Below are 23,868 nucleotides of genomic sequence, written 5' to 3' on the forward strand. Positions count from 1 at the left end.
TAATGACAAGACCAATCGTCTTCAGTGGGGCGCAGCCCTCCGGCGAACTTTCCATCGGTAACTACATGGGTGCACTACGCCAATGGGTGCAGATGCAGGATGACTATCATTGTATCTACTGTATTGTTGACCAACACGCGATCACAGTACGTCAAGATGCGACAGCCTTACGTAAAGCTACCCTCGATACCTTAGCGCTATATCTTGCCTGCGGTATCGACCCTGAAAAATCAACAATTTTTGTCCAATCCCATGTGCCAGAGCATGCGCAACTCTCCTGGGTGCTGAACTGCTATACCTACTTTGGTGAGTTAAGCCGAATGACTCAGTTTAAGGATAAATCGTCTCGCTACGCAGAAAATATCAACGCTGGGCTATTTGATTACCCAGTCTTAATGGCCGCTGATATTCTTCTTTATCAAACTCAGCAGGTTCCGGTCGGCGAAGATCAGAAACAGCATCTTGAGCTGAGCCGTGATATTGCCCAACGCTTTAATGCAATTTATGGCGATATCTTTAAAGTTCCTGAGCCCTTTATTCCCAAATCGGGCGCTCGAGTGATGTCGCTGCTCGAACCCACCAAGAAGATGTCGAAGTCTGACGATAACCGCAATAATGTTATTGGGTTACTTGAAGAGCCGAAAGCCGTCGTTAAGAAGATTAAACGTGCCGTCACTGACTCTGATGAGCCACCTGTTGTGCGTTATGATGTAAAAAATAAGCCTGGCGTATCCAACCTATTGGATATTCTCTCCGGAGTTACGGGTCAATCGATCACTGAACTCGAGAGCGCATTCGAAGGCCAGATGTATGGGCATTTAAAAGGCGCGGTAGCGGAAGCTGTCTCGGGGATGCTGACTGATTTACAAGCGCGCTACCACCATTTCCGTAATGATGAAGTTCTGCTTAATCAAATCATGAAAGAAGGTGCGGAAAAGGCGAGTGCACAGGCTAAACAAACGCTTGATAAAGTGTATGAGGCGATTGGATTTGTCGCGCGTCCCTAATATCAACGTACATTCAATATAAAAAAAGGCGGTAAATTCTCTTTACCGCCTTTTTTGTATCAATGATTTGCGCGATGCTTAGTAACAAATCCAAGTAATAAGCAGCAGACAAATACCGTGAGGTAGAGACCATTAGAGGTCATTAACGCGGCGAGTGGTCCATCATGACTCACTATAGGGGCCGTGACGACAAACGTTAACATTGTGCCAACCGTGCCGCAGGTCAGGATGAAGTTAACCAATTTAGGCGAGGCGACTTTGGTTTGTTGCGAGCCAAGGGTAATGATGGTGGTATAAATCGCGCTAGAGAAGAAACCTAATGCAGCGATGATGATATGCAGCATATTAGGGTTCTGTGCATGGTTAAACCAATACATCAGTACGGACGCTAATGCCGTGAGTATCACCAGTAATTTCTGTGAATCGATAAAACGTAATACCACGCTGAACACCCACATACCGACCATATACGCTGTCCAGAAATTACCGACCAGCTGGCCTGCGCGCCCTAGTTCAAAACCTAATGTTTTCGTCGCATAATCCGGTACCCAAGCGATAAACCCCAACTGACCAAGAATGTAACATAAGGCCGCGAGTGCAAGTAGGAAGACACCTACTCCCCATTTCTCTTTCGGTTCGTTTTTTTGTTGTGTATTTTTGGAGAGAATTGGAAATTCGGTGCAGAGGGTAATGATAAAAATAGCGACGTAAATAAGGCCTATTGCACAGTAGACTAAATACCAAGGTAACTGACGTGATAAGACCGCCGCGGCAATAATAGGGAAGAGCGTTCCGGCCATGCTGAAAAAAGAGTCAGTAAACAGTAATCTCGCGCCACGTTGACGACCTTCATACAGGTGGGTAATCAAAAACGTCCCTATCGACATGGTGATACCGCTGACGACCCCCAGTATAAACATACAGGCAGAGAAGATGGCGATAGAGTGGGCGGTCACGAGCCCGGCGATTGCAATCAGCATCAAAACAAAACCAAACATTAGCTGTTTTTTTAGCGGGACTAATTCCATCAGCCAAGCATTGAGGAAAATTGCGATCAAAATCCCTGCGTTTAAAAACGTGAAGGTATTGCTCATGCTCGTCACTGGGACGTTGAAATAGTGAGCGATATTATCCATCACCATTCCTGTTACAATCACTAGCGCCCCTGTCAGTGCGTAGGAAAGAAAGCTTATCCAGGTGAGCCCGGTTCTTTTTATTTGCATCATCATTAATATCCGTTAAAGGAATAGTCCGAAGAGTGAAGCGCACGATTGTAATGCCATCGCATCGGTTTATAAATAATGATGCTCACATTGACGAGAATATTTAATCAATTAACACCACCACGCAAGAAAAAACACTATTAGCCATATTTTATGCTGTGGTTAGCGAGATATAAGTCAGGAAATCGCTAGCGGTAGGGCGCTGATACTCCTTACAATCACCCACAGTATTTATTCCATCTAAGTTAAGGACACGCGCACCTATGTTAAAAAAAACACTGGCTACAGCATTAACACTGCTTTCGTTAGCCGCCACGGCTCAACATGCGATGGCTGACACGCATGTGTTAATGACCACCTCTGAAGGGAATATTGAATTAACCTTGAACGATGACAAGGCGCCAGTCACCGTTAAAAACTTTCTTCAATACGTCAACAGTGGTTTCTATAACAACACCATTTTCCACCGTGTAATCCCAAGCTTTATGATTCAAGGCGGTGGGTTCACGGCCGATATGCAGCAGAAATCGACCCAAGCGCCAATTAAGAACGAAGCGGATAACGGCTTACGCAACACCCGTGGCACCATTTCTATGGCGAGAACGGCGGATAAGGATAGTGCGACCAGCCAATTCTTTATCAACGTTGCTGATAATGCGTTTCTTGATCATGGCCAACGCGATTTCGGCTATGCCGTCTTTGGTAAAGTGACTAAAGGGCTGGATGTGGCAGAGAAAATCTCCCATGTCGAAACGACTAATAATGGGCCTTATCAAAATGTACCAGCTAAGCCTGTCACAATCCTTTCTGTAAAAGTCTTACCTTAATAGATATCCAAGCACTGCTTAGGGCGTGCTTGGAACCTTTAGCGTCAGATAATACGATTACCTTCTCAAACTAAGAAATCATATGCTGTTAATCATAGATAACTATGACTCTTTTACTTGGAATCTTTATCAATATTTCTGCCAATGCGGCATAGAAGTAAAGGTTATCCGTAACGATGCGATTACACTCCAAGAGATGGAAGCGCTGGGAATGAGTCACCTTGTGATCTCGCCCGGACCTTGTACGCCTAACGAAGCAGGAATTTCACTGGCGGCTATTCAATATTTTGCGGGTAAGTTGCCTATCTTAGGGGTTTGTTTGGGCCATCAAGCGATAGCCCAAGCATTTGGCGGTAAAGTAATCCGTGCGTATCAAGCCATGCACGGTAAAACCTCGGTGATTCGTCATAATGGGCAAGGGCTATTTTCACAGCTCCCAAACCCTCTTACCGTTACCCGCTATCACTCTCTAATGGTTGATACCTCCTCGCTACCTGGTGAGTTAGAAGTCACTGCGTGGGTGGAAGAAGAAGGAGGCAAAACAACGATTATGGGGCTTCGTCATCGACACCTTGAGATAGAGAGTGTGCAATTCCATCCAGAAAGCATTCTGAGTGAACAAGGCTTATCGTTACTGAATAATTTTATTAGCCGATGATTAATTGATTTAATATGCATTATAAATGTATATTTATTCCATCACACTCTCGCCTACTAAGGATCTCAGATGTCGGTAACACAGACCCCCATTACTCGTGAGCTGTTTAACGAAGTAATTTTACCTATTTATGCGCCTGCGCAATTTGTTCCAGTGAAAGGGCAAGGCAGTCGAGTCTGGGATCAGCAAGGAAAAGAGTATATCGACTTTGCCGGTGGGATTGCGGTCACGGCATTAGGCCACTGCCATCCTGCCTTGGTCGAAGCCCTTCAAAAGCAGAGCGAACAGATTTGGCATCTGAGTAATATTTATACGAATGAGCCCGCGTTACGTTTGGCGCAAAAACTCACCGCGGCGACATTTGCTGATCGCGTCTTTTTTGCCAATTCCGGTGCTGAAGCGAACGAAGCTGCGTTTAAGTTGGCACGGTATTATGCCACCCAAAAAATAAGTCCCTACAAAACGAAAATCATCGCTTTTTATCATGCTTTCCACGGGCGTACCTTCTTTACCGTCACCGTGGGGGGACAACCTAAATATTCCGATGGATTCGGTCCTAAGCCCGCCGATATCGTACATGTGCCTTTCAATGACCTTGAGGCAGTTAAAGCCGTTATTGATGACCACACTTGTGCGATTGTTGTAGAACCGATTCAAGGTGAAGGGGGAGTTACCCCCGCTACACCGGAATTTCTGACTGGTTTACGTCAGCTTTGTGATCAACACCAAGCATTATTAGTGTTTGATGAAGTGCAAACAGGCATGGGACGTACAGGTAAATTATTTGCTTATCAGCACTCAGGGGTGATTCCCGATATCCTCACGACAGCCAAAGCATTAGGGGGAGGCTTTCCCGTCAGTGCGATGTTGACGAGAGAAGCGATTGCTCAGGTCATGACTGCGGGCACTCATGGTACTACCTTTGGCGGCAACCCAATGGCTTGTGCGGTGGCCGAGGCGTCGTTGGATATTATCAATGACACCCAGTTGCTTGAGGGGGTGGATCAGCGTTACCAATGGTTTATCGATGGATTGGAAGAGATTAATCAACAATACCACCTCTTTACCGCTATTCGCGGCCAAGGACTGCTTATCGGTGCACAATTAACACCGGAGTATGCAGGGCGTCTACGCGATATCATCCAGGCGGCTGCAGAGCACGGTTTACTCGTACTATCCGCGGGAAGTGATGTATTGCGTTTTACCCCGTCACTGATTATTTCTGAACAGGATGTGCAGCAAGGGATGGCTAAGTTACAGCGAGCCATTGCCCAAATTATCGGTTAGCTTGCTTGCCCTGAGTTGTCTACTGCTCAGGGTTTTTATTCACACGGGAAAACCATGCGCCGTGTTTTGGGCGCTGGGTCCAGATAATCGCTGAAATCGTCCGCATAGATTTCACATGCACAAGAATCCGCTCGATATGCCGCTCGACAATTGTGCTTGGCCCCTTATCGAAATTAGTCGCTTCATCCATCACATGTGTGGAGTGATAGTTCTCTTGATCGTTGGCATACAATAATCGCTGTTGGCATTGCTGTAAGCCTATCTCACAAGCCTGTAAATAGCGCTCGGCCAACGTTGGGGTTAGCATCGTGTGCTCACGGGCTAAAGCAGTAAGCTCATTAATATGTTCGACGATATACTGGCTATGGCTAACCCATAAATGCATCTCTTCAAGATATTCATCATCGAAACCAGGCTCCTGCATGGCTTGATTAAGGGCGTTAAATAGCGCGTTATGTTTTTGGTTTGCCTCTACGCGCGCGGCTTCAAAAACCTCATCTTTTTGCTCTGGACCTAACAAGACTTTTAGGGCTTGTTGATAGGCATTGAGCACATCTAAAGTATTATCGCGTAACAGCGCACTCTGCCATTGTGGCCATAACCAAAGCGTGCCCCCGAAGGCGATTAAGCAGCCGAGTAGGGTATCTAATAAACGAGGAACAATAAATTGGTGCCCGTTTAAGGAAAGAAGTTGCAGTGAATAAACTGCCGTCACCGTAAATCCAATCGTTGCCCAGCCATAATATTGTCGATTGAACAAGTTACTGAAAAAGGTAATCAGTAACATGATGATTAATATCCAAGACTCAGGTGCATGGAGATTGAGGGTAACTGCTGCAATGATTAATCCAGCAAAAGTTCCTAATGCCCGGTGCTGTATACGTACCCGCGTAGCGTTATAGTTATTTTGACTGACAAACACTATGGTCATCAAAATCCAATAAGGTTTGGGTATATTGAGCGCTATACCGACGATTCCACCACACATCAACATGATCGAAAAACGTGTAGCGGAACGCAAGGCAGTCGATTTCAGCGATAGATAACTTTTCAATGCAGGTAATAAAGGTAAACGGCGCTGCCTATCGCGCATCAGGTCACGTTGATAGAGGGGTTTCTCATTCTGTAAGACGCGAGCAATTCGCGTAAAGTGATAAAAGCAAAATTGGGGGACCGGATTGTGGGGAAATTGTTGAGCCAGCTTTTCCAATGCTGAAATTTGCTTGCTCATAGAAAAAGGCTTCACAAATTGGTGGTATAAAATATCGTCAGCTAAGCGGTGGAGTTGTGCCGTGACAGTATTCGCATTCCAATTTAAAATTTCTCTGCCAAAACTATCGTGGCAAAGTTTTTTGATTTCATCCGGCTGATTCAAGCTAACTGTAACATGCTCTTGAATATCCTGAGCCATCAAAAAATAGCGAATCAGGAACCGGTCATTACGATTTCTCGCTGCCGGTAACATATGTAATTGTTGATAGCACTGAGTAATCAGGTCAATCACTTTCTGTTGGCGCTTGAGAAGGTCCTGTAAGCTTTCGGGAGAGTCATTTTCGCTAAAGATCCGGTGATATTTATGCTCGCAGTAGTTTCCCAATTCGCGATAGAGCAAACTGAGTGTTTCTCGAAGTTGCTGAGCTTGCGAGAACTTAAACCAAGCCCAATTGAACACGCCGTACCAAACTGTCCCGCCTAGATAGAGTAAGGGAGGACCCCATATCGGCATGCGTCCAGCCAGGCTAATTGACAGCACAGCTGCCACCAGTGAGGCGGGTAAGAGCCGGCCGTGTAATGGACTAATCTCCCCCGTCACACCAATGATTAATGGTAGTGCGAATAGAAAGAGCGGTAAGGGATAGTGCTGCGCTAAACACCAAAGAAGCAAAAAACTGCTGCATGCGAAAAGTAATCCCCCAACGACGAGACGTTTAAAAAAGCGTTTGTGTGGAGTATCTAATCCAGCCAGATTACAGCAGGACGGGACTAAAGAAAAAAGTAAGCCTGAGTGGAGATCGCCCAACAGCCAGCCCAGTGCGATCGGTAGACAGAGCACTAACGTTTGGCGGAAGGCATAATTTACTTCAGGATGATAAATAAGTCGACGTAGCATTGCCACTGCAATTTGTTGTATGAATGAGAGTGATCGGTAAAAGGCAGGGTAGCTCCCTGCCTTCTGCATCGATTAGCGTGTACCGTACACTACGATAGTTTTACCATGGGCCGAAATTAGGTTTTGATCTTCTAACATCTTGAGAATACGTCCAACCGTTTCGCGTGAACACCCGACGATCTGCCCAATTTCTTGACGGGTAATCTTTATTTGCATCCCATCAGGGTGCGTCATCGCATCGGGTTGGTGGGCAAGATGCAGCAGAGTTTGCGCAATACGACCGGTCACGTCCAAGAAGGCTAAGTTACCGACTTTCTCTGAGGTGACCTGTAAGCGTCGTGCCATCTGTGCTGAAAGACGGATAAGAATTTCCGGATTTACCTGGATCAATTGGCGAAATTTTTTGTAGGAAATTTCAGCGACTTCACAAGCGGACTTAGCTCTGACCCAAGCACTACGCTCTTGTCCTTCTTCAAATAAGCCAAGCTCACCAATAAAATCGCCCTGATTAAGGTAAGAAAGGATCATCTCTTTGCCTTCTTCATCTTTAATCAGTACCGCGACAGAACCTTTAACAATGTAATAAAGCGTTTCTGCTTTTTCACCCTGATGGATCAAGGTGCTTTTTGACGGATACTTATGAATATGGCAATGGGAGAGGAACCATTCTAATGTAGGGTCTGTTTGTGGTTTACCGAGAACCATTCGCTTCTATCCTCTATTGTAATCGAACCTGGATAAAACCAGGGTGAGCCGCCTTTGCGACTCTATGAAAGCATCAAGTGCCATTTCTTTTTTTATTGGACGATAAAATTACCTTAGCCTATTCCAAGGCATTTTATCTTGGGATTAACGAAATAAATAATCCTTTCCCTGTTTTTAGCACAGGTTAGCGCCACTGTCTTGTATTGTATGAGTCCAAATGAGTGGTTTGCGAATTAATACACCTCAGAGTATCTTAACTAATAAATTCCGAAACTGGGGACGTGTTGATGGAAGCGCAGGTAAAGTGGGTTGATGGGCTATGTTTTGTCGCAGAATCGGCATCGGGTCACCAAGTGGTGATGGATGGCAACCGTGGCGAAAGGGGGCCTAGTCCAATGGAAATGGTCCTGATGTCATCGGGGACCTGTAGTGCAATCGATGTGGTATCAATCTTAGAAAAAGGCCGTTATCAGGTTCAAGGATGCGAGGTTAAATTGACCTCCAAACGTCGTGAGGAAGCGCCACGACTTTTTACTCACATTAACCTGCATTTTATTGTGACAGGGAAGACCTTAACCGATAAAGCGGTTGAGCGTGCAGTCTCCCTCTCAGCGGAGAAATATTGCTCAGTAGCACTCATGTTGGGGCAAGCGGTAGAAATCACCCATAGCCACGAGATCGTCATTGCATAGTCTTAGATCGTAAATAAGGTTTGTTGTCGTTTTTCCGCGAGCTTTTTAATGACAGGCGTTAAGATAAGCTCCATCGCTAAGCCCATTTTTCCGCCAGGTACTACTAACGTGTTCATGGCGGAAATGAAAGATCCTTGGATCATGGCTAAGAGATAGGGATAATTAATTTCTTCGACACCACGAAGGTGGATCACCACCAGACTTTCATCCATCGACGGAATTGCGTGCGCTGCAAAAGGATTCGACGTATCGACCATTGGCACGCGTTGAAAGTTAATATGGGTGCGAGAGAATTGCGGCGTGATGTAATTTACATAATCTTCCATAGAACGAATCACGGAATCCATCACCGCCTCGCGAGAATGGCTCCGCTCTTGCATGTCACGTATAAGTTTTTGAATCCATTCTAAGTTTACAATAGGGACTACACCGACCAATAAATCGACTAAATCAGCCACATTGTGCTCATCAGTCACCACCGCGCCATGTAATCCTTCATAGAACAAAACATCAGTCTGTTCAGGAAGAGGCTGCCAAGGTGTAAACGTCCCTGGGACTTGTTTCCAAGGTACCGCTTCGTCATAGGTATGAAGATATTTACGGGAACGGCCGGTTCCGGTTTCAGAATATTGCTTAAATGTCTGTTCCAAAAGTAGAAAATCGTTAGCGTCTGGACCGAAATAACTAATATGTTTACCGAGATCTCTCGCTTTACGGATGGCAATATCCATTTCTGGACGGGTGTAGCGATGGTAACTATCGCCCTCCACCTCCGCAGCTCGTATACCCAGTTGTTGAAAGATTTTACGAAAGGCGAGACTGGTTGTCGTCGTCCCTGCACCGCTTGAACCTGTTACGGCGATAATAGGATGTTTGGCTGACATGATGGTCTCCTTAGCGGGTTAGGGGCGACAACTACGGCGTACAGTTATCCTTCAGCGGATATCTCGTGCAGCACGCAGGCTGACGGACTCATGTAATTCTGACCAAACAATAACGATATCACCTGCTTGAAGTTGCCGAGTGATATCAGCAACTTTCTCGGATAAGGTTTTTTCTTGCTCACCATAATCGGTTCCTTCTTGTAGCACAAAGGACTCGATGACGCTTTGTAACGTCTCAGTCGGCAGCTCTTGCCAGGGGATAATCATGAAGTCGTATCCAATTGTGTAGAAAGCCACTGAGGAATGCGCTGTTCAAGCCACATTACTGGCTTAAATAGGCTGCCTGTAACGAAACCGACGTGTCCACCGTATTCACTTAATTGATAGTCAATGGTAGGCGATAGCTGTTCCGGTAGAGGTATCACATCGTCGGTCATAAAGGGATCGTCTGCCGCATGAATAATCAAGAGGGGTTTAGTGATACTGGCAAGCCACGGCATACCACTTGCCTGTCGATAGTAGTCTAGCGCGTCAGAAAAATGATAAATGCGAGAGGTAATCTTATCGTCGAATTCGCGGAGTTTCTTGATTTTTTTAAGCTCACCCGGCGCGATAGAGAAAAGATGTGGATGCGCTTTCAGCTTGCGGCGGAGGCTCTTTTTCAGGCGCGTGAGTAAGTAATGCTGATAAAAGCGCGAGAAGCCGTCTTCAATTTTCACACTGCAGGGTTCGAGCATCAGAGGTGCTGAGACAATAACGCCCGCATCGAGTAAGCATTCGTCACCTTGGCTCCCCATTAGACAAGCAAGCATGTTACCCCCGAGAGAAAATCCGGTTGCGGAGGTCCAGCCTGGGCCCAGCTTCTCTTTCATCCAACGAAGGAAATAGCTGGCATCCTCAATATCCGCCGAGTGGTAGCTCTGTTTTAATCGATTCGGTTCACCGCTGCACCCGCGATAGTGCATAACGACTCCCAACCATCCTTTCTGCTGAAAAGAGGCGAGTAGGCCATGAGCATAAGGACTTTTTACACTGCCCTCTAAACCGTGAAAAATGACAGCGCGAGGTTTATGCTTGGCCAACATCGGATCTTCGCTCCATGCAAGATCGACGAAGTCCCCATCGGGTAGCTCTAATCGCTGCCAAACAGGTTTGATACGGACCATACGGCGTAAGATTCTGGGTAATAGAGTCTGAATATGTGCATTTCTCAAACAACGAACAGGGGTAAAATCATGCTCGTCATTATGATAATTATTCAGGTTCTCAGGGCTTGTCTGATCCATAACTCACTGTATAGTTTCAAAGGTTAATCTGGATAATGGTAACTTTATGGAACTCAGTCTCTTTCTCTCATTATTTGGTTTTTTGTGGGTCGCGGCGATTACACCAGGCCCCAATAATATGCTACTTACGACCTCTGGCGCCAATTTTGGTTTCGTTCGCACTATACCATTGATGCTAGGCATTATGTTTGGCATGCAAATCATGCTGTTACTCATCGCCTTCGGTGTCGGTAATCTTATTATCCTTTATCCCGCGTTACATCTGTTCTTAAAAATCGCAGGAAGTGCTTATTTACTGTGGTTGGCTTGGAAAATCATGACGGCTGCTTATGAATCTCTTGAGGTGAAAGACCATCCAGAAAAGACATTGCCTTTGTGGCAAGGTGCGGTACTACAGCTCGTCAATCCTAAAGCTTGGTTGATGTCGCTGGGAGCGGTTGCCAGTTTCAGTCTAAGCGGTAAGGCCTATATTACCTCGATTGCTGGCATTAGTTTAGCCATGTTTTTAGTCAACCTGATTGCGGGATGTATTTGGCTAGCCTTTGGCACCGTGATTGGTCGGTGGTTGCACAGCCCACGCGCATGGCGGCAGTTCAATATTATTATGGGATTATTGACCGCCCTGAGCGTGGTCCTTATCTGGTTGTAATGATACAAAATAGGATTTACCCTGCGCTAGCCTTCGCTCGCAAGCAGTGTCTCAAGTTCTTCTTGCGCCTCGAGCCAAGCAAGCTCTATATCATTAAGTTGTGACTGAACTGTTGTCCGGTGCTGTAAGGTATCGGTCAGCTCGTTCTTACGCGCCGCCTCATAAATTACAGGGTCAGCTAACTTCTCTTCATCTTCCGCTAATTTCCGCTGGCACTCGCTCATCTGTTTTTCGAGTTTCTCGATTTGCTTGCGTAAGGGTTGCGTTTTAGTACGCAGTTCAGCATCACGCCTTTTTTGATCCTTACGCGCTTGCGCGCTTTGGCTGTTATCGCGAGAAGTATCGCTTTTTTGTGTAGCGGTGCTGTCTTTTTGCTGGTCGGCAAGCCATTGCTGGTAATCGTCAAGGTCGCCTGCAAACATTTCGACCCTACCGCCGTGAACGAGGTAAAGGTCATCGGTTGTCGCACGCAGTAGGTGACGGTCGTGTGATACCACGACTAAGGCGCCCTCGAAGTCAATCAACGCTTCCGTCAGTGCTTGACGCATGTCGAGATCAAGGTGGTTAGTCGGTTCATCGAGTAATAGTAAGTTCGGGCGCTCCCAGACGATTAGCGCTAATACCAAACGCGCTTTTTCTCCGCCTGAAAACTGAGCGGTAGGTGCTTTCACTTGATCACCTTGAAAGCCAAATCCGCCCAAGTAGTCGCGCAGGTGTTGTTCTAGCTCTTTCGGGGCTTGGCGTTGTAGATGCTGCAACGGTGACTCTTCTGCTCGTAAGTATTCAAGTTGATGTTGAGCGAAGTAGCCGAGCTTTACACCTTTAGCGAGCGTCACCGTTCCCGATCGCGGTATAAGCTCACCAGAGAGTAATTTAATTAGGGTAGATTTGCCCGCGCCATTTTTACCGAGTAGACCTATACGTGAGCCGGGAACCAGATTCAGTTTAATTGAATCTAAAATGACTCTATCGTCATAGCCTGCAGTCACTTTTTCCATCGTTAAAAGTGGAGAAGGTAGCGATTCAGGCGCACGGAACTGGAAGGTAAAAGGATTATCGACATGCGCGGGGGCAATCATTTCCATCCGCTCTAACATTTTTAGGCGGCTTTGTGCTTGTTTGGCTTTGGTCGCTTTGGCGCGGAAACGGTCAATATAGTGCTGAAGATGTGCGACTTTAGTCTGCTGGCTTTGGTATAGCGACTGTTGTTGCGCTAATTTAGTTGCGCGCTGCCGCTCAAAATCACTATAGTTGCCAGTGTAATCCATAAGCTTTTCTTGCTCAATATGCAAGATCTTGCTTACGGTAGGGTCGAGGAAGTCCCGGTCGTGAGAGATGAGGATTAAGGTTCCAGTATAACTTTTCAGCCACTTCTCTAGCCAAATGACGGCATCAAGATCTAAGTGGTTGGTGGGTTCATCCAATAGCAAAAGGTCTGAACGGCAAATTAGCGCCTGCGCCAAGTTTAAGCGCATTCGCCATCCTCCGGAGAAGTCTTTCACTGGCGATTGGAGTTGAGTATGGGAAAAGCCTAACCCATAGAGCAGGCTAGCCGCTCGCGCATTGATACTCCATGCTTGGATTGCATCTAATTTACCGTGAAGGAGCGCAATCTGATTACCCTCGTTGGCTTGGTTAGCCGCTGAAAGTTGAGTCTCTAACTCTCTGAATTCTCTATCGCCATCAATCACATAATCAATTGCTGACGTCGCGAGTGCTGGGGTTTCTTGATTCACCCACGCTAAGGACCAATTAGCCGGGAAATTAACGCTACCGCTTTCTGCGCTAATCTCTTGTTTGAGTAACGACAATAGGGTCGATTTCCCGCAGCCATTCTTACCGACTAAGCCAACTTTTTGGCCCGGATTAATGGTTGCTGAAGCATTGTCTAGGAGTACGCGAGTGCCGCGTCGTAATTGTAAGGAAGAGAAGACAATCATAAGCGCCGTAATTTATGGAATATGGTAAATTAGTGGCATAACTAAAATCGCTCACCACACATCTTTGCATCGCAGCATGGTAACGGAAAACCATGACTAAGACGATAACTTGGAGGACGACAATGTCATCTTCACCTAAAATACTTTTGCTTTATGCGCACCCTGAAGCACAGGAATCAGTGGTAAACAGTAAGCTACTTAAAGCCGCTCGCCGAGTGGAGCATGTTACGGTGCATGACCTTTATGCAACGTATCCCAATTTTTTTATCGATATCTATCGTGAACAACAATTGTTACGGGAGCACGATATTATTGTGTTTCAATATCCCCTTTATACGTACAGTTGCCCCTCGCTACTCAAAGAATGGCTGGATAGAGTGCTATCCCGTGGATTCGCTTCAGGAATGGGAGAGTCAGCCTTAGAAGGTAAAACCTTACGCTGTGTTGTCACCACCGGCGAACCGGAAAGCGCGTACCAATCGCAGGGCTTGAATCGTTATCCTCTCGGCGAGATTATGCGCCCGTTCGAATTGGTCGCGCAGACTTGCCAGATGCAGTGGATGTCGCCAATGGTTATTTATCATGCAAGACGGCAGCCTTTAGATGTCTTGAAGTCTCTAGCTGCAGCCTATTCAGACTGGCTGACCCAGCCTTTACCAGAGGAGATCATGGATGGGCGGATCTGATTTATTAACTGCGGGCGTTATTTACTTAGCGGCGGCGGTGGTTGCGGTGCCGATTGCCGCAAGACTGGGAATTGGGGCGGTTCTCGGGTATCTATTAGCCGGGATCGCCATTGGTCCTTGGGGTGCAGGGTTTATCAGCGATGTTGAGGAAATTCTGCATTTCTCCGAGTTAGGGGTAGTGTTTCTGATGTTTATCATCGGGCTCGAGCTTAACCCTGGAAAGCTGTGGCAGTTAAGGCGCTCCATTTTTGGTGTGGGTGCCGGACAAGTTATTTTCTCGAGTGTGTTACTCGCCGGGCTGCTATGGACCACCCAATTTTCTTGGCAAGCCGCGGTTATTGGCGGCATCGGTCTGGCTATGTCCTCAACGGCCATGGCTCTGCAATTGATGCAGGAAAAAGGTATGAACCGAAGTGAAGCCGGACAACTCGGTTTTTCGGTATTACTTTTTCAAGATTTAGCCGTGATACCTGCCTTAGCGCTCGTACCATTGTTAGCAGGCAACGATTCAGGGCATCCTACGGATTGGATGAAAATTGGGATGAAGGTCCTCGCCTTCGCTGGGATGTTGGTAGGTGGGCGCTTCTTATTACGACCTATCTTCCGCTACATCGCCGCCTCGGGGGTGAAAGAGATTTTTACTGCTTCCGCATTATTGTTGGTCATCGGCTCTGCGCTATTTATGGATGCGCTAGGTTTATCGATGGCGTTAGGAACGTTTATTGCCGGTATCTTGTTAGCAGAAAGTGAATATCGTCACGAGTTAGAAGTCGCGATTGATCCCTTCAAAGCATTGCTGCTCGGGTTATTTTTTATCTCTGTCGGTATGGCGTTAAATATTGGCGTATTATTTACCCATGTCGTGGAGGTATTGATTGCGGTTGTTACCCTCGTCGCAATTAAAGCATTGGTACTCTATATACTGGCGCGCGTATACGGAATGAGAAGCTCGGAACGTCTTCAGTTCTCGGGCGTCCTGAGCCAAGGTGGCGAGTTTGCCTTTGTTCTATTCTCCGCAGCATCCAGCGCGGGACTGTTCCATCAAGAGCAACTGTCCTTACTGCTGGTGATTGTGACGCTATCGATGATTACTACCCCTTTATTAATGAAGCTAATTGATCTCATCTTAGTACGTCGTTTTAATAATCAAGATGATGAAAATACGGAAAAGCATTATGTTGAAGACGATGAGCCCCAAGTTATTTTGGTCGGTTTTGGTCGTTTTGGGCAGGTGGTAGGACGTTTACTAATGGCCAACAACATGCGAGTGACTGTGTTGGAGAAAGATATCAGTGTCGTAAGTTTAACGCGTAGTTATGGCTATAAAGTGTATTACGGAGACTCGAACGATCTCGAGTTGTTACGTGCCGCAGGAGCAGAGCGAGCGCAATCGATCATTGTGACCTGTGATGATCCTTCCGATACTATGGCAACCGTCGCGCTATGCCAGCAACATTTTCCTCATTTAAACATTCTTGCACGGGCAAGAGGCCGGGTAGAGGCGCATGAGCTGTTGCAAGCGGGCATTACAGACATTACACGTGAAACCTTTTTAAGTGCAGTCCAATTAGCGGGTAAAGCCTTAGTATCACTTGGCATCCACCCTTACCAAGCGGAGCGCGCTCAGCAATACTTTACTCATCTTGATGAACAAATGCTGAAAGACTTAATGCCACACCACGATGAAACCGGGCATATCTCACGAGTGAAGGAAGCTCGCCGAGAACTTGAAGATGTTTTTCGTAGGGAAATGCAACAAGATAAACAAACATTGGGACGCTGGGATGCCGCAGATTAATGCGTATTCTCTCCTTCACTATTAAGGGTATAGCATGCGTAAACGTTTTATTGCCGGTGCAGTCTGTCGGCACTGCCAAGCAAAAGATACTTTAGCGCTGTGGAAAGAATCAGGCGTGGAGGTTGTTGAATGTGTTAAATGTGGTGACCAAATGCGCGAGGCAGATAAACAAGTGCAATCAGCGGTAAGAAAAGATGAGCAAATTATCGGTGTCTTTACACCTGAATAAGTTTTTTTTCGCTAAATTCCAGTTGAAGCATTGAATTTCGCGCCAATCATTCCCACTATAATTGTTTACGGAAGAACTGATATAGTTTTTCAACATAGTCAGGACCTTTCTGGTTGGTATTATTGCAGGCAAAAATAGACCAATGAGACGGGAATACAGCGCTCAACGGTTAGGAGTTATCATGAAAATTGCAAAAGACTTGGTAGTTAGCATTGCTTATCAAGTACGTACTGAAGATGGTGTGCTGGTTGATGAAGCACCCGTTACAGCACCGCTGGACTACTTACATGGCCACGGCTCTTTAATTTCTGGCTTAGAAAACGCGCTAGACAACCGCGAAGCTGGTGATAAGTTCGATATCAATGTGCCTGCTAACGACGCTTATGGTCAATATGACGAGAATTTAGTTCAACGCGTTCCTAAAGATGTATTTGTAGGCGTTGATGAGCTGCAACCAGGTATGCGTTTCTTAGCAGAGACCGATCAAGGGCCAGTCCCCGTAGAAATCACTGAAGTTGGCGACGACCATGTCGTGGTTGACGGTAACCACATGCTAGCGGGTCAAAACTTAAGCTTTAATGTTGAAGTTGTGGCAATTCGTGAAGCGACCGAAGAAGAATTAGCACATGGTCACGTACATGGTGCTGATGGTCATCATCACGACCACGATCACGGCCAGAACGAAGAGGGTTGTGGTACTGGCGGCTGCGGCTGTCATCACTAAGTAAAAAAGGCTGCCTAATGCAGCCTTTTTTATTAGTAATGTGGTGGGGGAGTCTCTTCAGATTGAGAGGCCACCATAGAAGGCGAAACGGTCTGCAATTTACTGATCAGCAGGCGTAGGTGTTCCCTCATTTTTGCCATCTCAAGTTCGTGGCTAATCAGTGTCTGATTTAACTCTTCAAGAGTGTGTTCCTGATAAGCGACTTTTGTTTCAAGGTTGTCCAGTCGTTGAGTTAACTCCTCAACATTCATAATTCAGTCTCCATCGTAGTAATGACGATCATTATTGACAGTATACCGTTCCCCCCTCGAAGAAATCCTGTGAAATTCACGATATTTTGTTCACACTTGAAAAACAATATTCTGCCCCAATATGATGAGTTAACCTCGAAACTTTATGATGAGCGTATTGTCGTAGAGGGGCCGTTTAACTCGTAATGGTACTGATATTAGCCATTAAAAAGTCATTGTGTAGTCTCTACACTTTTAAAGCGCCAAAGTACCTGACTTTGGTTAGGAGATATGGATGAAATCATTGTTTAAAGTCTCACTGTTGGCTGCAACTTTAGCGGTTGGCCTTAACGCCCCTCTAACTATGGCTGCGGAAACCTCTGCTCAGCCATCAGGACAAGTTGCACTAAACTCTGCATTTAAAGATCAGAGCCAACAATCGGCTTACGCCCTCGGTGCCTCATTAGGTCGTTACATGGAGAATTCTCTTAAGGAACAAGAAAAATTAGGTATCAAGCTGGATAATAAGCAATTGATCGCAGGTGTGCAGGATGCGTTCGCAGGGAAAAGCAAGCTTTCAGATAGCGAAGTTGAGCAAACACTTAAAGCGTTTGAAGGCAATGTAAAAGCTGCCGCACAAGCGAAAATGGCAAAAGATGCTAAAGAGAATACCGATAAAGGTAACGCTTTCGCTGCAAAATTTGCTAAAGAAAAGGGCGTGAAGAAAACTTCTTCAGGCTTACTTTATAAGGTCGAGAAGCCGGGTACAGGCGCAGCGCCTACTGACAGCGATACCGTCGTTGTCAACTATAAAGGGACACTGACCGACGGAACGCAGTTCGACAGCTCTTACGATCGTCATGAACCGCTTTCTTTCCGCCTTGATGGAGTTATCCCAGGCTGGACCGAAGGGTTAAAACACATTAAAAAGGGTGGTAAAATCCAGTTGGTGATTCCACCGGCGCTCGCATATGGCCAGAATGGCGTACCAGGTATCCCACCGAATTCAACACTAGTGTTTGACGTTGAGTTATTAGACATCAAACCTGCCGCGAAAGGTGACTCAGCGCCACAAGCGCCAGCGGCTGACACCGGCTCAGCAGCTAAAAAGTAAAGCTCTCTCGCATTATCAACACCACTGCACACTGCAGTGGTGTTTACCCCTTGCCATCACTTCTTGATTGGCGTAAACAATAGTCTTAAAACCCATAATTATTTTACTTCTATATCTTTATCTTTCCGATATTGAGCAATTGGGAATTATCCTTTGTCATATTAGGATGATGTAAGCTATGTCAAAACCACTGAGTACAACAGACGGCTCAAGGAACATAATGAGCCCTAAATACGCATCTAACGCTCTCGACTATGAAATAGTGCGCTCCTATGAGTCGATGGTAGAGGGTTTAGCCCTGATGCTGGGTAGTCATTGCGAGGTCGTTCTGCATACTTTGGACAATCTTGAGAGCTCTGCAGTCTGTATTGCCAATGGTGAATTAACGGGACGCCAAGTCGGCTCACCCATCACCAATCTTGCCTTACAGACGCTACATGAATTGGACGGGAGAGAGAGCCCACCGTCTCGAACCAGCTTTACACGCTCAAAAAGTGGCGCATTGATGAAATCGACGACGATTGCGATCAAGAATAGTTCGCAACGTGTTATCGGCCTTCTGTGCATAAATATGAATCTAGATGTGCCATTTTCCCAGGTGCTCGCGAACTTTTGCCCATCGGAAATGCAGCATGACAATAACGTTCATTTCGCCAATTCAGTTGACGATCTCGTTTTGCAAACATTGGAGCATACGATTGAAGAGGTCAGTAATGACCGTTCGGTGGCCAATAACATTAAGAATAGGCAAGTAGTGTTGAATTTATATGCAAAGGGAATATTTGATATCAAAGACGCGATCAATCAGGTGGCAGATCGTTTGAATATTTCCAAACACACTGTGTATCTTTATATCCGTCAATTCAGGCATGAAGACTTTCCCGAAGGAGAGGAATAATGCGTTACGCATTGGTAATCACTGGCCCAGCGTATGGCACACAAAATGCCACGAGCGCTTGGATGTTCGCTAAAGCATTATTGAAAGCTGAACACAGTATAACGTCAATTTTTTTCTACCAAGAGGCAGTAAGTAATGCAAATAAGCTCACATCCCCTGCTAGTGACGAGCATGACTTGATTGAAGAATGGGTAAAGTTAAGCCGTGATGAAAATATTCCACTGAATATTTGTGTATCAGCCGCTTTACGGCGTGGGGTCGTTGACCAAGACCATGCGCAAGCCGGTCAGTATAACTTTCACCCGCAATTTAATTTTTCAGGGCTAGGGGAACTCGCTACATCCTTGCTAACCTGTGAACGAGTAATACAATTTTAATGAACTCGATAGCTTTTATTTTTAAGACGGCTCCCCATGGTTCAAGTACGGGGAGAGAAGGACTTGATGCGTTACTGGCAACGGCAGCGCTGAGTGAAGAGCTTGGGGTCTTTTTTATCGGTGATGGGATTTTTCAACTTGTTGGCGGCCAACAGCCTAATATAATCTATCAGCGAGACTACATTACCACTTTTAAGCTGCTTGAACTTTACGATATTGAGAACGTTTATGCTTGCCAGCAATCCTTGAGGATGCGGGGTATCAGTGAACAAGATATGGGCGCCATAGCCGTAACGAGCTTACCAATGGGTGAACTTCACCAGCAACTCAGTCATTACGACAAAATCATTAATTTTTAGGGGGACACATGCTTCATCTCATCATGTCCTCTCCAGTAGCTCTCGATATGGACTATCTCGAGACATTTATTGGTCAAACAGACGATATTTTACTCTTACAAGATGCAGTGTATGCCGGGGTGGCTAATAGCCATTATTTTTCTAAGCTTTTAACAAAAAAGCAGTCAGGATTTTACGTGCTTGAGGAAGATGCTCAAGCCCGCGGAATCACAGCATTATTGGGGCCGAAATTTCACTTAATCAGCTATCAACAGTTCGTTGAGTTGACTGTAAAGCATTCGAAACAGATCACTTGGTGAGACGATATGTTGGTTATTTCTTGACACCCTCTATACTCAGCCCTAAAATTCTGCGTCCTCATAGAAATATGAGGTAGATTTAATACGTGTTTACGAAGCAAAAGCAAAACCAGGAGCTATTTAATGGCAACAGTTAACCAGCTGGTTCGCAAACCACGCGTACGTAAAGTTGCAAAAAGCAACGTACCTGCGCTGGAAGCTTGCCCGCAAAAACGTGGTGTATGTACTCGTGTATATACTACTACTCCAAAAAAACCGAACTCAGCATTACGTAAAGTTTGTCGTGTTCGTTTAACTAACGGTTTTGAAGTTACCTCCTACATTGGTGGTGAAGGTCATAACCTGCAGGAGCACTCCGTGATCCTGATCCGTGGTGGTCGTGTTAAAGACTTACCAGGTGTGCGTTACCATACCGTTCGCGGCGCACTTGACTGTTCCGGTGTTAAAGACCGTAAACAGGCTCGTTCTAAGTACGGTGTGAAGAAGCCAAAGGCTTAATGGTTCTCCGTTAAGTAAGGCCAAACGTTTTAACATAAATGTCAAAATAAACTCGTAGAGTTTTGGACAATCCTGAATTATCAACGGAGATATTCCATGCCACGTCGTCGTGTAATTGGTCAACGTAAAATTCTGCCGGATCCTAAGTTCGGATCAGAACTACTGGCAAAATTTGTAAACATTCTGATGGTAGACGGTAAAAAATCTACTGCAGAATCTATCGTATATAACGCGCTTGAGACCCTGGCTCAGCGCTCTGGTAAATCTGAACTGGAAGCGTTCGAAGTTGCTTTAGACAACGTTCGTCCGACAGTCGAAGTTAAATCACGCCGTGTTGGTGGTTCAACTTATCAGGTTCCAGTTGAAGTACGTCCGGTTCGTCGTAATGCTCTGGCAATGCGTTGGATCGTTGAAGCTGCTCGTAAACGCGGTGATAAATCTATGGCTCTTCGCCTGGCGAACGAACTTTCTGATGCTGCAGAAAACAAAGGTACTGCAGTGAAGAAACGTGAAGACGTTCACCGTATGGCAGAAGCCAACAAGGCGTTCGCTCACTACCGTTGGTAATCCCTTCGGTGTAGTTGTTAACCCAGCGGGCGCTCTAAAAGCTAACCTGCTGTGGTTAACTTAAATAGAACGTCCTAGAATTCAGAGGAATCAAATGGCTCGTAAAACACCCATTTCACGTTACCGTAATATCGGTATCAGTGCACACATCGATGCCGGTAAAACTACTACTACCGAGCGTATCCTGTTCTATACCGGTGTAAGTCATAAAATCGGTGAAGTACACGATGGTGCAGCGACAATGGACTGGATGGCACAGGAGCAGGAGCGTGGTATTACTATCACCTCAGCTGCGACGACTGCATTCTGGTCTGGTATGGCTAAACAATTTGAACCACACCGTATCAACATCATTGATACCCCGGGACACGTTGACTTTACTATCGAAGTAGAGCGTTCAATGCGTGTTCTTGACGGTGCAGTAATGGTTTACTGTGCAGTTGGTGGTGTTCAGCCACAGTCTGAAACCGTATGGCGTCAGGCTAATAAGTATAAAGTTCCACGTATCGCGTTCGTTAACAAAATGGACCGTATGGGTGCGAACTTCCTGAAAGTTGTTAGCCAAATCAAAGCACGTTTAGGTGCTAACCCTGTTCCATTGCAATTAGCAATTGGTGCAGAGGAAGGTTTTACCGGTGTTGTTGACCTGGTAAAAATGAAGGCTATCAACTGGAATGATGCTGACCAAGGTACTACCTTCGATTACGAAGAAATCCCAGCAGAGATGCAAGAGCTAGCAGAAGAATGGCGTCAAAACCTGATCGAGTCTGCAGCAGAAGCTTCTGAAGAGCTGATGGAAAAATACCTGGGTGGTGAAGAACTGACTGAAGCAGAAATCAAAAATGCTCTGCGTCAACGTGTTCTGAACAACGAAATCATCTTGGTTACCTGTGGTTCTGCATTTAAGAACAAAGGTGTTCAAGCGATGCTTGATGCCGTTATCGAATATCTGCCATCACCAACCGAAGTTCCTGCAATTAAAGGGATGTTAGACGATGGTAAAGATACTCCAGCTGAACGTCGTTCAGACGATAACGAGCCATTCGCAGCATTAGCATTTAAAATTGCGAACGACCCGTTTGTGGGTAACTTGACGTTCTTCCGTGTTTACTCAGGTATCGTTAACTCTGGTGACACCGTACTGAACTCAGTGAAATCACAACGTGAACGTTTAGGCCGTATCGTTCAGATGCACGCTAACAAGCGTGAAGAAATCAGCGAAGTTCGTGCTGGTGACATTGCTGCAGCAATCGGTCTGAAAGACGTTATTACTGGTGACACCCTGTGTGATCCTAACGCACCAATCATCTTAGAGCGTATGGAATTCCCAGAGCCAGTAATCTCAATCGCGGTTGAACCAAAAACCAAAGCTGACCAAGAAAAAATGGGTCTAGCTCTGGGCCGTCTGGCGAAAGAAGATCCATCATTCCGCGTATGGACTGATGAAGAATCTAACCAGACAATCATCGCTGGTATGGGTGAACTTCACTTAGATATCATCGTTGACCGTATGAAGCGTGAGTTCAACGTTGAAGCGAATGTGGGTAAACCACAGGTTGCTTACCGTGAAGCAATTCGTAGCAAAATTACCGATGTTGAAGGTAAACATGCTAAGCAGTCTGGCGGTCGTGGACAATATGGTCACGTTGTGATCGATATGTACCCACTTGAGCCAGGCTCTAACCCTAAAGGTTACGAGTTCATCAACGATATCAAAGGTGGTGTAATTCCAACAGAATACATCCCTGCGGTTGATAAAGGTCTGCAAGAGCAGCTGAAATCTGGTCCATTAGCGGGTTACCCGGTAGTTGACTTAGGTGTTCGTCTGCACTTTGGGTCTTACCATGATGTTGACTCATCAGAACTAGCGTTTAAACTGGCTGCATCATTAGCTTTCAAACAAGGCTTTAAACAAGCGAACCCAGTTCTGCTTGAGCCAATCATGAAAGTTGAAGTTGAGACTCCTGAAGAGCACACTGGTGATGTTATCGGTGACCTGAGCAGACGTCGTGGTATGTTGAAAGGTCAAGAATCAAACGCTACTGGCGTTGAGATTCATGCCGAAGTACCATTGTCCGAAATGTTTGGGTATGCGACTCAGTTGCGTTCTCTGACTAAAGGTCGTGCTTCTTACTCCATGGAGTTCTTGAAGTATGACGATGCGCCAAACAACGTTGCGCAGGCTGTTATTGAAGCACGTAGCAAATAAAACTACGGTTTAAATTTGATCCCATGTCCTCATCGAGAATGAGGGCATAACAGTAAGGAATATAGCCATGGCTAAAGAGCAATTTCAACGTAATAAACCACACGTAAACGTGGGCACCATCGGTCACGTTGACCACGGTAAAACCACTTTAACTGCTGCAATCACTACCGTTTTAGCAAAAACTTTCGGCGGTGCTGCGCGTGCATTCGATCAAATCGATAACGCGCCAGAAGAAAAAGCACGTGGTATCACCATCAACACTTCACACGTAGAGTACGAAACGCCAACTCGTCACTACGCGCACGTTGACTGCCCAGGACACGCCGATTACGTTAAAAACATGATCACCGGTGCTGCGCAAATGGACGGAGCTATCCTAGTTGTTGCGGCAACTGATGGTCCTATGCCACAAACTCGTGAGCACATCCTGTTAGGTCGCCAAGTAGGTGTTCCTTACATCATCGTGTTCCTGAACAAATGTGACATGGTTGATGATGAAGAGCTGTTAGAGCTTGTTGAAATGGAAGTTCGTGACCTGCTGTCACAATACGACTTCCCAGGCGACGACACTCCAATCGTTCGTGGTTCAGCGCTTAAAGCACTGGAAGGCGA

The 23,868-nt window shown here is 46.0% G+C and carries 27 protein-coding genes; 19 read left to right on the forward strand and 8 right to left on the reverse strand.

All coding sequences use genetic code 11. From position 1 onward, the window contains the following. Nucleotides 1-2: 2 nt before the first annotated feature. A complete protein-coding gene (gene trpS / locus MKR94_RS09170) occupies nucleotides 3-1,007 on the forward strand; it encodes a tryptophan--tRNA ligase (protein ID WP_241646637.1) in 1,005 nt (334 codons plus the stop codon). 59 nt (nucleotides 1,008-1,066) lie between these two features. Here trpS and tsgA read toward each other — a convergent pair whose 3' ends face one another. After that, on the reverse strand, nucleotides 1,067-2,233 hold the full coding sequence (tsgA, locus tag MKR94_RS09175; protein ID WP_241646659.1) for an MFS transporter TsgA: 1,167 nt from the start codon (nucleotides 2,231-2,233) through the stop codon (nucleotides 1,067-1,069). Nucleotides 2,234-2,493: 260 nt separating this feature from the next. On the opposite strand from tsgA, the gene ppiA reads away from it, so the two are divergent. The 3 genes from ppiA to MKR94_RS09190 all read left to right on the forward strand — a co-directional run bounded on the left by ppiA (nucleotide 2,494) and on the right by MKR94_RS09190 (nucleotide 5,002). Beyond that, nucleotides 2,494-3,057: a peptidylprolyl isomerase A gene (ppiA, locus tag MKR94_RS09180; protein ID WP_241586330.1), complete on the forward strand. Its 564-nt coding sequence runs from the start codon at nucleotides 2,494-2,496 to the stop codon at nucleotides 3,055-3,057. An 82-nt stretch (nucleotides 3,058-3,139) separates the two neighbouring features. Beyond that, on the forward strand, nucleotides 3,140-3,715 hold the full coding sequence (locus MKR94_RS09185) for an anthranilate synthase component II (RefSeq protein WP_241646638.1): 576 nt from the start codon (nucleotides 3,140-3,142) through the stop codon (nucleotides 3,713-3,715). Nucleotides 3,716-3,784: 69 nt separating this feature from the next. After that, nucleotides 3,785-5,002, forward strand: coding sequence for an aspartate aminotransferase family protein (locus MKR94_RS09190; RefSeq protein WP_241646639.1), 1,218 nt, complete (start codon nucleotides 3,785-3,787; stop codon nucleotides 5,000-5,002). Between the two features lie 19 nt (nucleotides 5,003-5,021). Here MKR94_RS09190 and MKR94_RS09195 read toward each other — a convergent pair whose 3' ends face one another. Both MKR94_RS09195 and crp read right to left on the reverse strand, forming a co-directional pair. After that, entirely contained in the window at nucleotides 5,022-7,112 is a 2,091-nt protein-coding gene (locus tag MKR94_RS09195; protein WP_241646640.1) for a YccS/YhfK family putative transporter, read from the reverse strand. Nucleotides 7,113-7,184: 72 nt separating this feature from the next. Continuing rightward, nucleotides 7,185-7,817: a cAMP-activated global transcriptional regulator CRP gene (gene crp / locus MKR94_RS09200; protein WP_048912889.1), complete on the reverse strand. Its 633-nt coding sequence runs from the start codon at nucleotides 7,815-7,817 to the stop codon at nucleotides 7,185-7,187. 287 nt (nucleotides 7,818-8,104) lie between these two features. Between crp and MKR94_RS09205 the strand changes: the two genes are divergently transcribed. Continuing rightward, entirely contained in the window at nucleotides 8,105-8,509 is a 405-nt protein-coding gene (locus tag MKR94_RS09205) for an OsmC family protein (RefSeq protein ID WP_241646641.1), read from the forward strand. 2 nt (nucleotides 8,510-8,511) lie between these two features. Here the strand turns inward: MKR94_RS09205 and MKR94_RS09210 are convergent, their stop codons facing one another. The 3 genes from MKR94_RS09210 to MKR94_RS09220 are packed head-to-tail and all read right to left on the reverse strand — an operon-like array spanning nucleotide 8,512 to nucleotide 10,679. Further along, nucleotides 8,512-9,393 carry a phosphoribulokinase gene (locus MKR94_RS09210; protein WP_241646642.1) on the reverse strand — a complete coding sequence of 294 codons (882 nt, stop codon included), beginning with the start codon at nucleotides 9,391-9,393 and terminating at the stop codon, nucleotides 8,512-8,514. A 51-nt stretch (nucleotides 9,394-9,444) separates the two neighbouring features. Continuing rightward, on the reverse strand, nucleotides 9,445-9,660 hold the full coding sequence (locus MKR94_RS09215; RefSeq protein ID WP_241586320.1) for a YheU family protein: 216 nt from the start codon (nucleotides 9,658-9,660) through the stop codon (nucleotides 9,445-9,447). Then, a complete protein-coding gene (locus MKR94_RS09220; RefSeq protein ID WP_241646643.1) occupies nucleotides 9,657-10,679 on the reverse strand; it encodes a hydrolase in 1,023 nt (340 codons plus the stop codon). The genes MKR94_RS09215 and MKR94_RS09220 overlap by 4 nt, the downstream gene beginning before the upstream one ends. Nucleotides 10,680-10,725: 46 nt before the next feature. Here MKR94_RS09220 and MKR94_RS09225 point away from each other — a divergent pair, with 46 nt between their 5' ends. Continuing rightward, the gene (locus MKR94_RS09225) at nucleotides 10,726-11,328 is read left to right on the forward strand and encodes a LysE family translocator (protein WP_241646644.1); all 603 of its coding nucleotides are present in this window, start codon (nucleotides 10,726-10,728) and stop codon (nucleotides 11,326-11,328) included. A gap of 26 nt (nucleotides 11,329-11,354) precedes the next feature. Here the strand turns inward: MKR94_RS09225 and MKR94_RS09230 are convergent, their stop codons facing one another. Beyond that, nucleotides 11,355-13,268 carry an ABC transporter ATP-binding protein gene (locus MKR94_RS09230; protein ID WP_241646645.1) on the reverse strand — a complete coding sequence of 638 codons (1,914 nt, stop codon included), beginning with the start codon at nucleotides 13,266-13,268 and terminating at the stop codon, nucleotides 11,355-11,357. A gap of 122 nt (nucleotides 13,269-13,390) precedes the next feature. Between MKR94_RS09230 and kefG the strand changes: the two genes are divergently transcribed. The 4 genes from kefG (at nucleotide 13,391) to slyD (ending at nucleotide 16,705) form a co-directional block, all read left to right on the forward strand. Next, nucleotides 13,391-13,954 carry a glutathione-regulated potassium-efflux system ancillary protein KefG gene (gene kefG / locus MKR94_RS09235; RefSeq protein ID WP_241646646.1) on the forward strand — a complete coding sequence of 188 codons (564 nt, stop codon included), beginning with the start codon at nucleotides 13,391-13,393 and terminating at the stop codon, nucleotides 13,952-13,954. Next, on the forward strand, nucleotides 13,941-15,752 hold the full coding sequence (kefB, locus tag MKR94_RS09240) for a glutathione-regulated potassium-efflux system protein KefB (RefSeq protein ID WP_241646647.1): 1,812 nt from the start codon (nucleotides 13,941-13,943) through the stop codon (nucleotides 15,750-15,752). Before kefG ends, kefB begins: the two co-directional genes overlap by 14 nt. Nucleotides 15,753-15,786: 34 nt before the next feature. Next, nucleotides 15,787-15,981, forward strand: a complete 195-nt coding sequence (locus MKR94_RS09245; protein WP_099823288.1) for a YheV family putative zinc ribbon protein — start codon at nucleotides 15,787-15,789, stop codon at nucleotides 15,979-15,981. 181 nt (nucleotides 15,982-16,162) lie between these two features. Further along, a complete protein-coding gene (slyD, locus tag MKR94_RS09250; protein ID WP_099823290.1) occupies nucleotides 16,163-16,705 on the forward strand; it encodes a peptidylprolyl isomerase in 543 nt (180 codons plus the stop codon). 32 nt (nucleotides 16,706-16,737) lie between these two features. On the opposite strand, the gene MKR94_RS09255 is transcribed toward slyD, so the two are convergent. Continuing rightward, complete coding sequence (locus MKR94_RS09255) at nucleotides 16,738-16,956, reverse strand: SlyX family protein (RefSeq protein WP_099823292.1); 219 nt, start codon at nucleotides 16,954-16,956, stop codon at nucleotides 16,738-16,740. A gap of 274 nt (nucleotides 16,957-17,230) precedes the next feature. Here MKR94_RS09255 and fkpA point away from each other — a divergent pair, with 274 nt between their 5' ends. From fkpA to MKR94_RS09300, 9 genes are all read left to right on the forward strand, one after another. Beyond that, nucleotides 17,231-18,049 carry an FKBP-type peptidyl-prolyl cis-trans isomerase gene (gene fkpA / locus MKR94_RS09260; RefSeq protein ID WP_241646648.1) on the forward strand — a complete coding sequence of 273 codons (819 nt, stop codon included), beginning with the start codon at nucleotides 17,231-17,233 and terminating at the stop codon, nucleotides 18,047-18,049. 178 nt (nucleotides 18,050-18,227) lie between these two features. Then, nucleotides 18,228-18,947, forward strand: a complete 720-nt coding sequence (locus MKR94_RS09265) for a helix-turn-helix transcriptional regulator (protein WP_241646649.1) — start codon at nucleotides 18,228-18,230, stop codon at nucleotides 18,945-18,947. Further along, nucleotides 18,947-19,324 carry a sulfurtransferase complex subunit TusD gene (tusD, locus tag MKR94_RS09270; RefSeq protein WP_241646650.1) on the forward strand — a complete coding sequence of 126 codons (378 nt, stop codon included), beginning with the start codon at nucleotides 18,947-18,949 and terminating at the stop codon, nucleotides 19,322-19,324. Before MKR94_RS09265 ends, tusD begins: the two co-directional genes overlap by 1 nt. Beyond that, nucleotides 19,324-19,683, forward strand: coding sequence for a sulfurtransferase complex subunit TusC (gene tusC / locus MKR94_RS09275; protein ID WP_241646651.1), 360 nt, complete (start codon nucleotides 19,324-19,326; stop codon nucleotides 19,681-19,683). The genes tusD and tusC overlap by 1 nt, the downstream gene beginning before the upstream one ends. A gap of 8 nt (nucleotides 19,684-19,691) precedes the next feature. Beyond that, entirely contained in the window at nucleotides 19,692-19,982 is a 291-nt protein-coding gene (tusB, locus tag MKR94_RS09280; RefSeq protein WP_241646652.1) for a sulfurtransferase complex subunit TusB, read from the forward strand. Between the two features lie 123 nt (nucleotides 19,983-20,105). Continuing rightward, on the forward strand, nucleotides 20,106-20,480 hold the full coding sequence (rpsL, locus tag MKR94_RS09285) for a 30S ribosomal protein S12 (RefSeq protein WP_003852912.1): 375 nt from the start codon (nucleotides 20,106-20,108) through the stop codon (nucleotides 20,478-20,480). A 96-nt stretch (nucleotides 20,481-20,576) separates the two neighbouring features. Then, nucleotides 20,577-21,047 carry a 30S ribosomal protein S7 gene (rpsG, locus tag MKR94_RS09290; protein WP_048912872.1) on the forward strand — a complete coding sequence of 157 codons (471 nt, stop codon included), beginning with the start codon at nucleotides 20,577-20,579 and terminating at the stop codon, nucleotides 21,045-21,047. Between the two features lie 94 nt (nucleotides 21,048-21,141). After that, the gene (gene fusA / locus MKR94_RS09295; protein ID WP_099823301.1) at nucleotides 21,142-23,256 is read left to right on the forward strand and encodes an elongation factor G; all 2,115 of its coding nucleotides are present in this window, start codon (nucleotides 21,142-21,144) and stop codon (nucleotides 23,254-23,256) included. 67 nt (nucleotides 23,257-23,323) lie between these two features. Then, nucleotides 23,324-23,868, forward strand: a 545-nt coding sequence (locus MKR94_RS09300; protein WP_241646653.1) for a GTP-binding protein, incomplete at its 3' end; no start/stop codon positions are given.

The sequence above is a fragment of the Rosenbergiella metrosideri genome, assembly GCF_022602565.1.
GTDB lineage: Bacteria > Pseudomonadota > Gammaproteobacteria > Enterobacterales > Enterobacteriaceae > Rosenbergiella > Rosenbergiella metrosideri.

Coding starts and splice junctions, on each gene's coding strand:
- trpS (WP_241646637.1), top strand. CDS start 3: ATGACAAGACCAATCGTCTTCAGTGGGGCGCAGCCCTCCGGCGAACTT.
- tsgA (WP_241646659.1), bottom strand. CDS start 2,233: ATGATGCAAATAAAAAGAACCGGGCTCACCTGGATAAGCTTTCTTTCC.
- ppiA (WP_241586330.1), top strand. CDS start 2,494: ATGTTAAAAAAAACACTGGCTACAGCATTAACACTGCTTTCGTTAGCC.
- MKR94_RS09185 (WP_241646638.1), top strand. CDS start 3,140: ATGCTGTTAATCATAGATAACTATGACTCTTTTACTTGGAATCTTTAT.
- MKR94_RS09190 (WP_241646639.1), top strand. CDS start 3,785: ATGTCGGTAACACAGACCCCCATTACTCGTGAGCTGTTTAACGAAGTA.
- MKR94_RS09195 (WP_241646640.1), bottom strand. CDS start 7,112: ATGCTACGTCGACTTATTTATCATCCTGAAGTAAATTATGCCTTCCGC.
- crp (WP_048912889.1), bottom strand. CDS start 7,817: ATGGTTCTCGGTAAACCACAAACAGACCCTACATTAGAATGGTTCCTC.
- MKR94_RS09205 (WP_241646641.1), top strand. CDS start 8,105: ATGGAAGCGCAGGTAAAGTGGGTTGATGGGCTATGTTTTGTCGCAGAA.
- MKR94_RS09210 (WP_241646642.1), bottom strand. CDS start 9,393: ATGTCAGCCAAACATCCTATTATCGCCGTAACAGGTTCAAGCGGTGCA.
- MKR94_RS09215 (WP_241586320.1), bottom strand. CDS start 9,660: ATGATTATCCCCTGGCAAGAGCTGCCGACTGAGACGTTACAAAGCGTC.
- MKR94_RS09220 (WP_241646643.1), bottom strand. CDS start 10,679: ATGGATCAGACAAGCCCTGAGAACCTGAATAATTATCATAATGACGAG.
- MKR94_RS09225 (WP_241646644.1), top strand. CDS start 10,726: ATGGAACTCAGTCTCTTTCTCTCATTATTTGGTTTTTTGTGGGTCGCG.
- MKR94_RS09230 (WP_241646645.1), bottom strand. CDS start 13,268: ATGATTGTCTTCTCTTCCTTACAATTACGACGCGGCACTCGCGTACTC.
- kefG (WP_241646646.1), top strand. CDS start 13,391: ATGTCATCTTCACCTAAAATACTTTTGCTTTATGCGCACCCTGAAGCA.
- kefB (WP_241646647.1), top strand. CDS start 13,941: ATGGGCGGATCTGATTTATTAACTGCGGGCGTTATTTACTTAGCGGCG.
- MKR94_RS09245 (WP_099823288.1), top strand. CDS start 15,787: ATGCGTAAACGTTTTATTGCCGGTGCAGTCTGTCGGCACTGCCAAGCA.
- slyD (WP_099823290.1), top strand. CDS start 16,163: ATGAAAATTGCAAAAGACTTGGTAGTTAGCATTGCTTATCAAGTACGT.
- MKR94_RS09255 (WP_099823292.1), bottom strand. CDS start 16,956: ATGAATGTTGAGGAGTTAACTCAACGACTGGACAACCTTGAAACAAAA.
- fkpA (WP_241646648.1), top strand. CDS start 17,231: ATGAAATCATTGTTTAAAGTCTCACTGTTGGCTGCAACTTTAGCGGTT.
- MKR94_RS09265 (WP_241646649.1), top strand. CDS start 18,228: ATGTCAAAACCACTGAGTACAACAGACGGCTCAAGGAACATAATGAGC.
- tusD (WP_241646650.1), top strand. CDS start 18,947: ATGCGTTACGCATTGGTAATCACTGGCCCAGCGTATGGCACACAAAAT.
- tusC (WP_241646651.1), top strand. CDS start 19,324: ATGAACTCGATAGCTTTTATTTTTAAGACGGCTCCCCATGGTTCAAGT.
- tusB (WP_241646652.1), top strand. CDS start 19,692: ATGCTTCATCTCATCATGTCCTCTCCAGTAGCTCTCGATATGGACTAT.
- rpsL (WP_003852912.1), top strand. CDS start 20,106: ATGGCAACAGTTAACCAGCTGGTTCGCAAACCACGCGTACGTAAAGTT.
- rpsG (WP_048912872.1), top strand. CDS start 20,577: ATGCCACGTCGTCGTGTAATTGGTCAACGTAAAATTCTGCCGGATCCT.
- fusA (WP_099823301.1), top strand. CDS start 21,142: ATGGCTCGTAAAACACCCATTTCACGTTACCGTAATATCGGTATCAGT.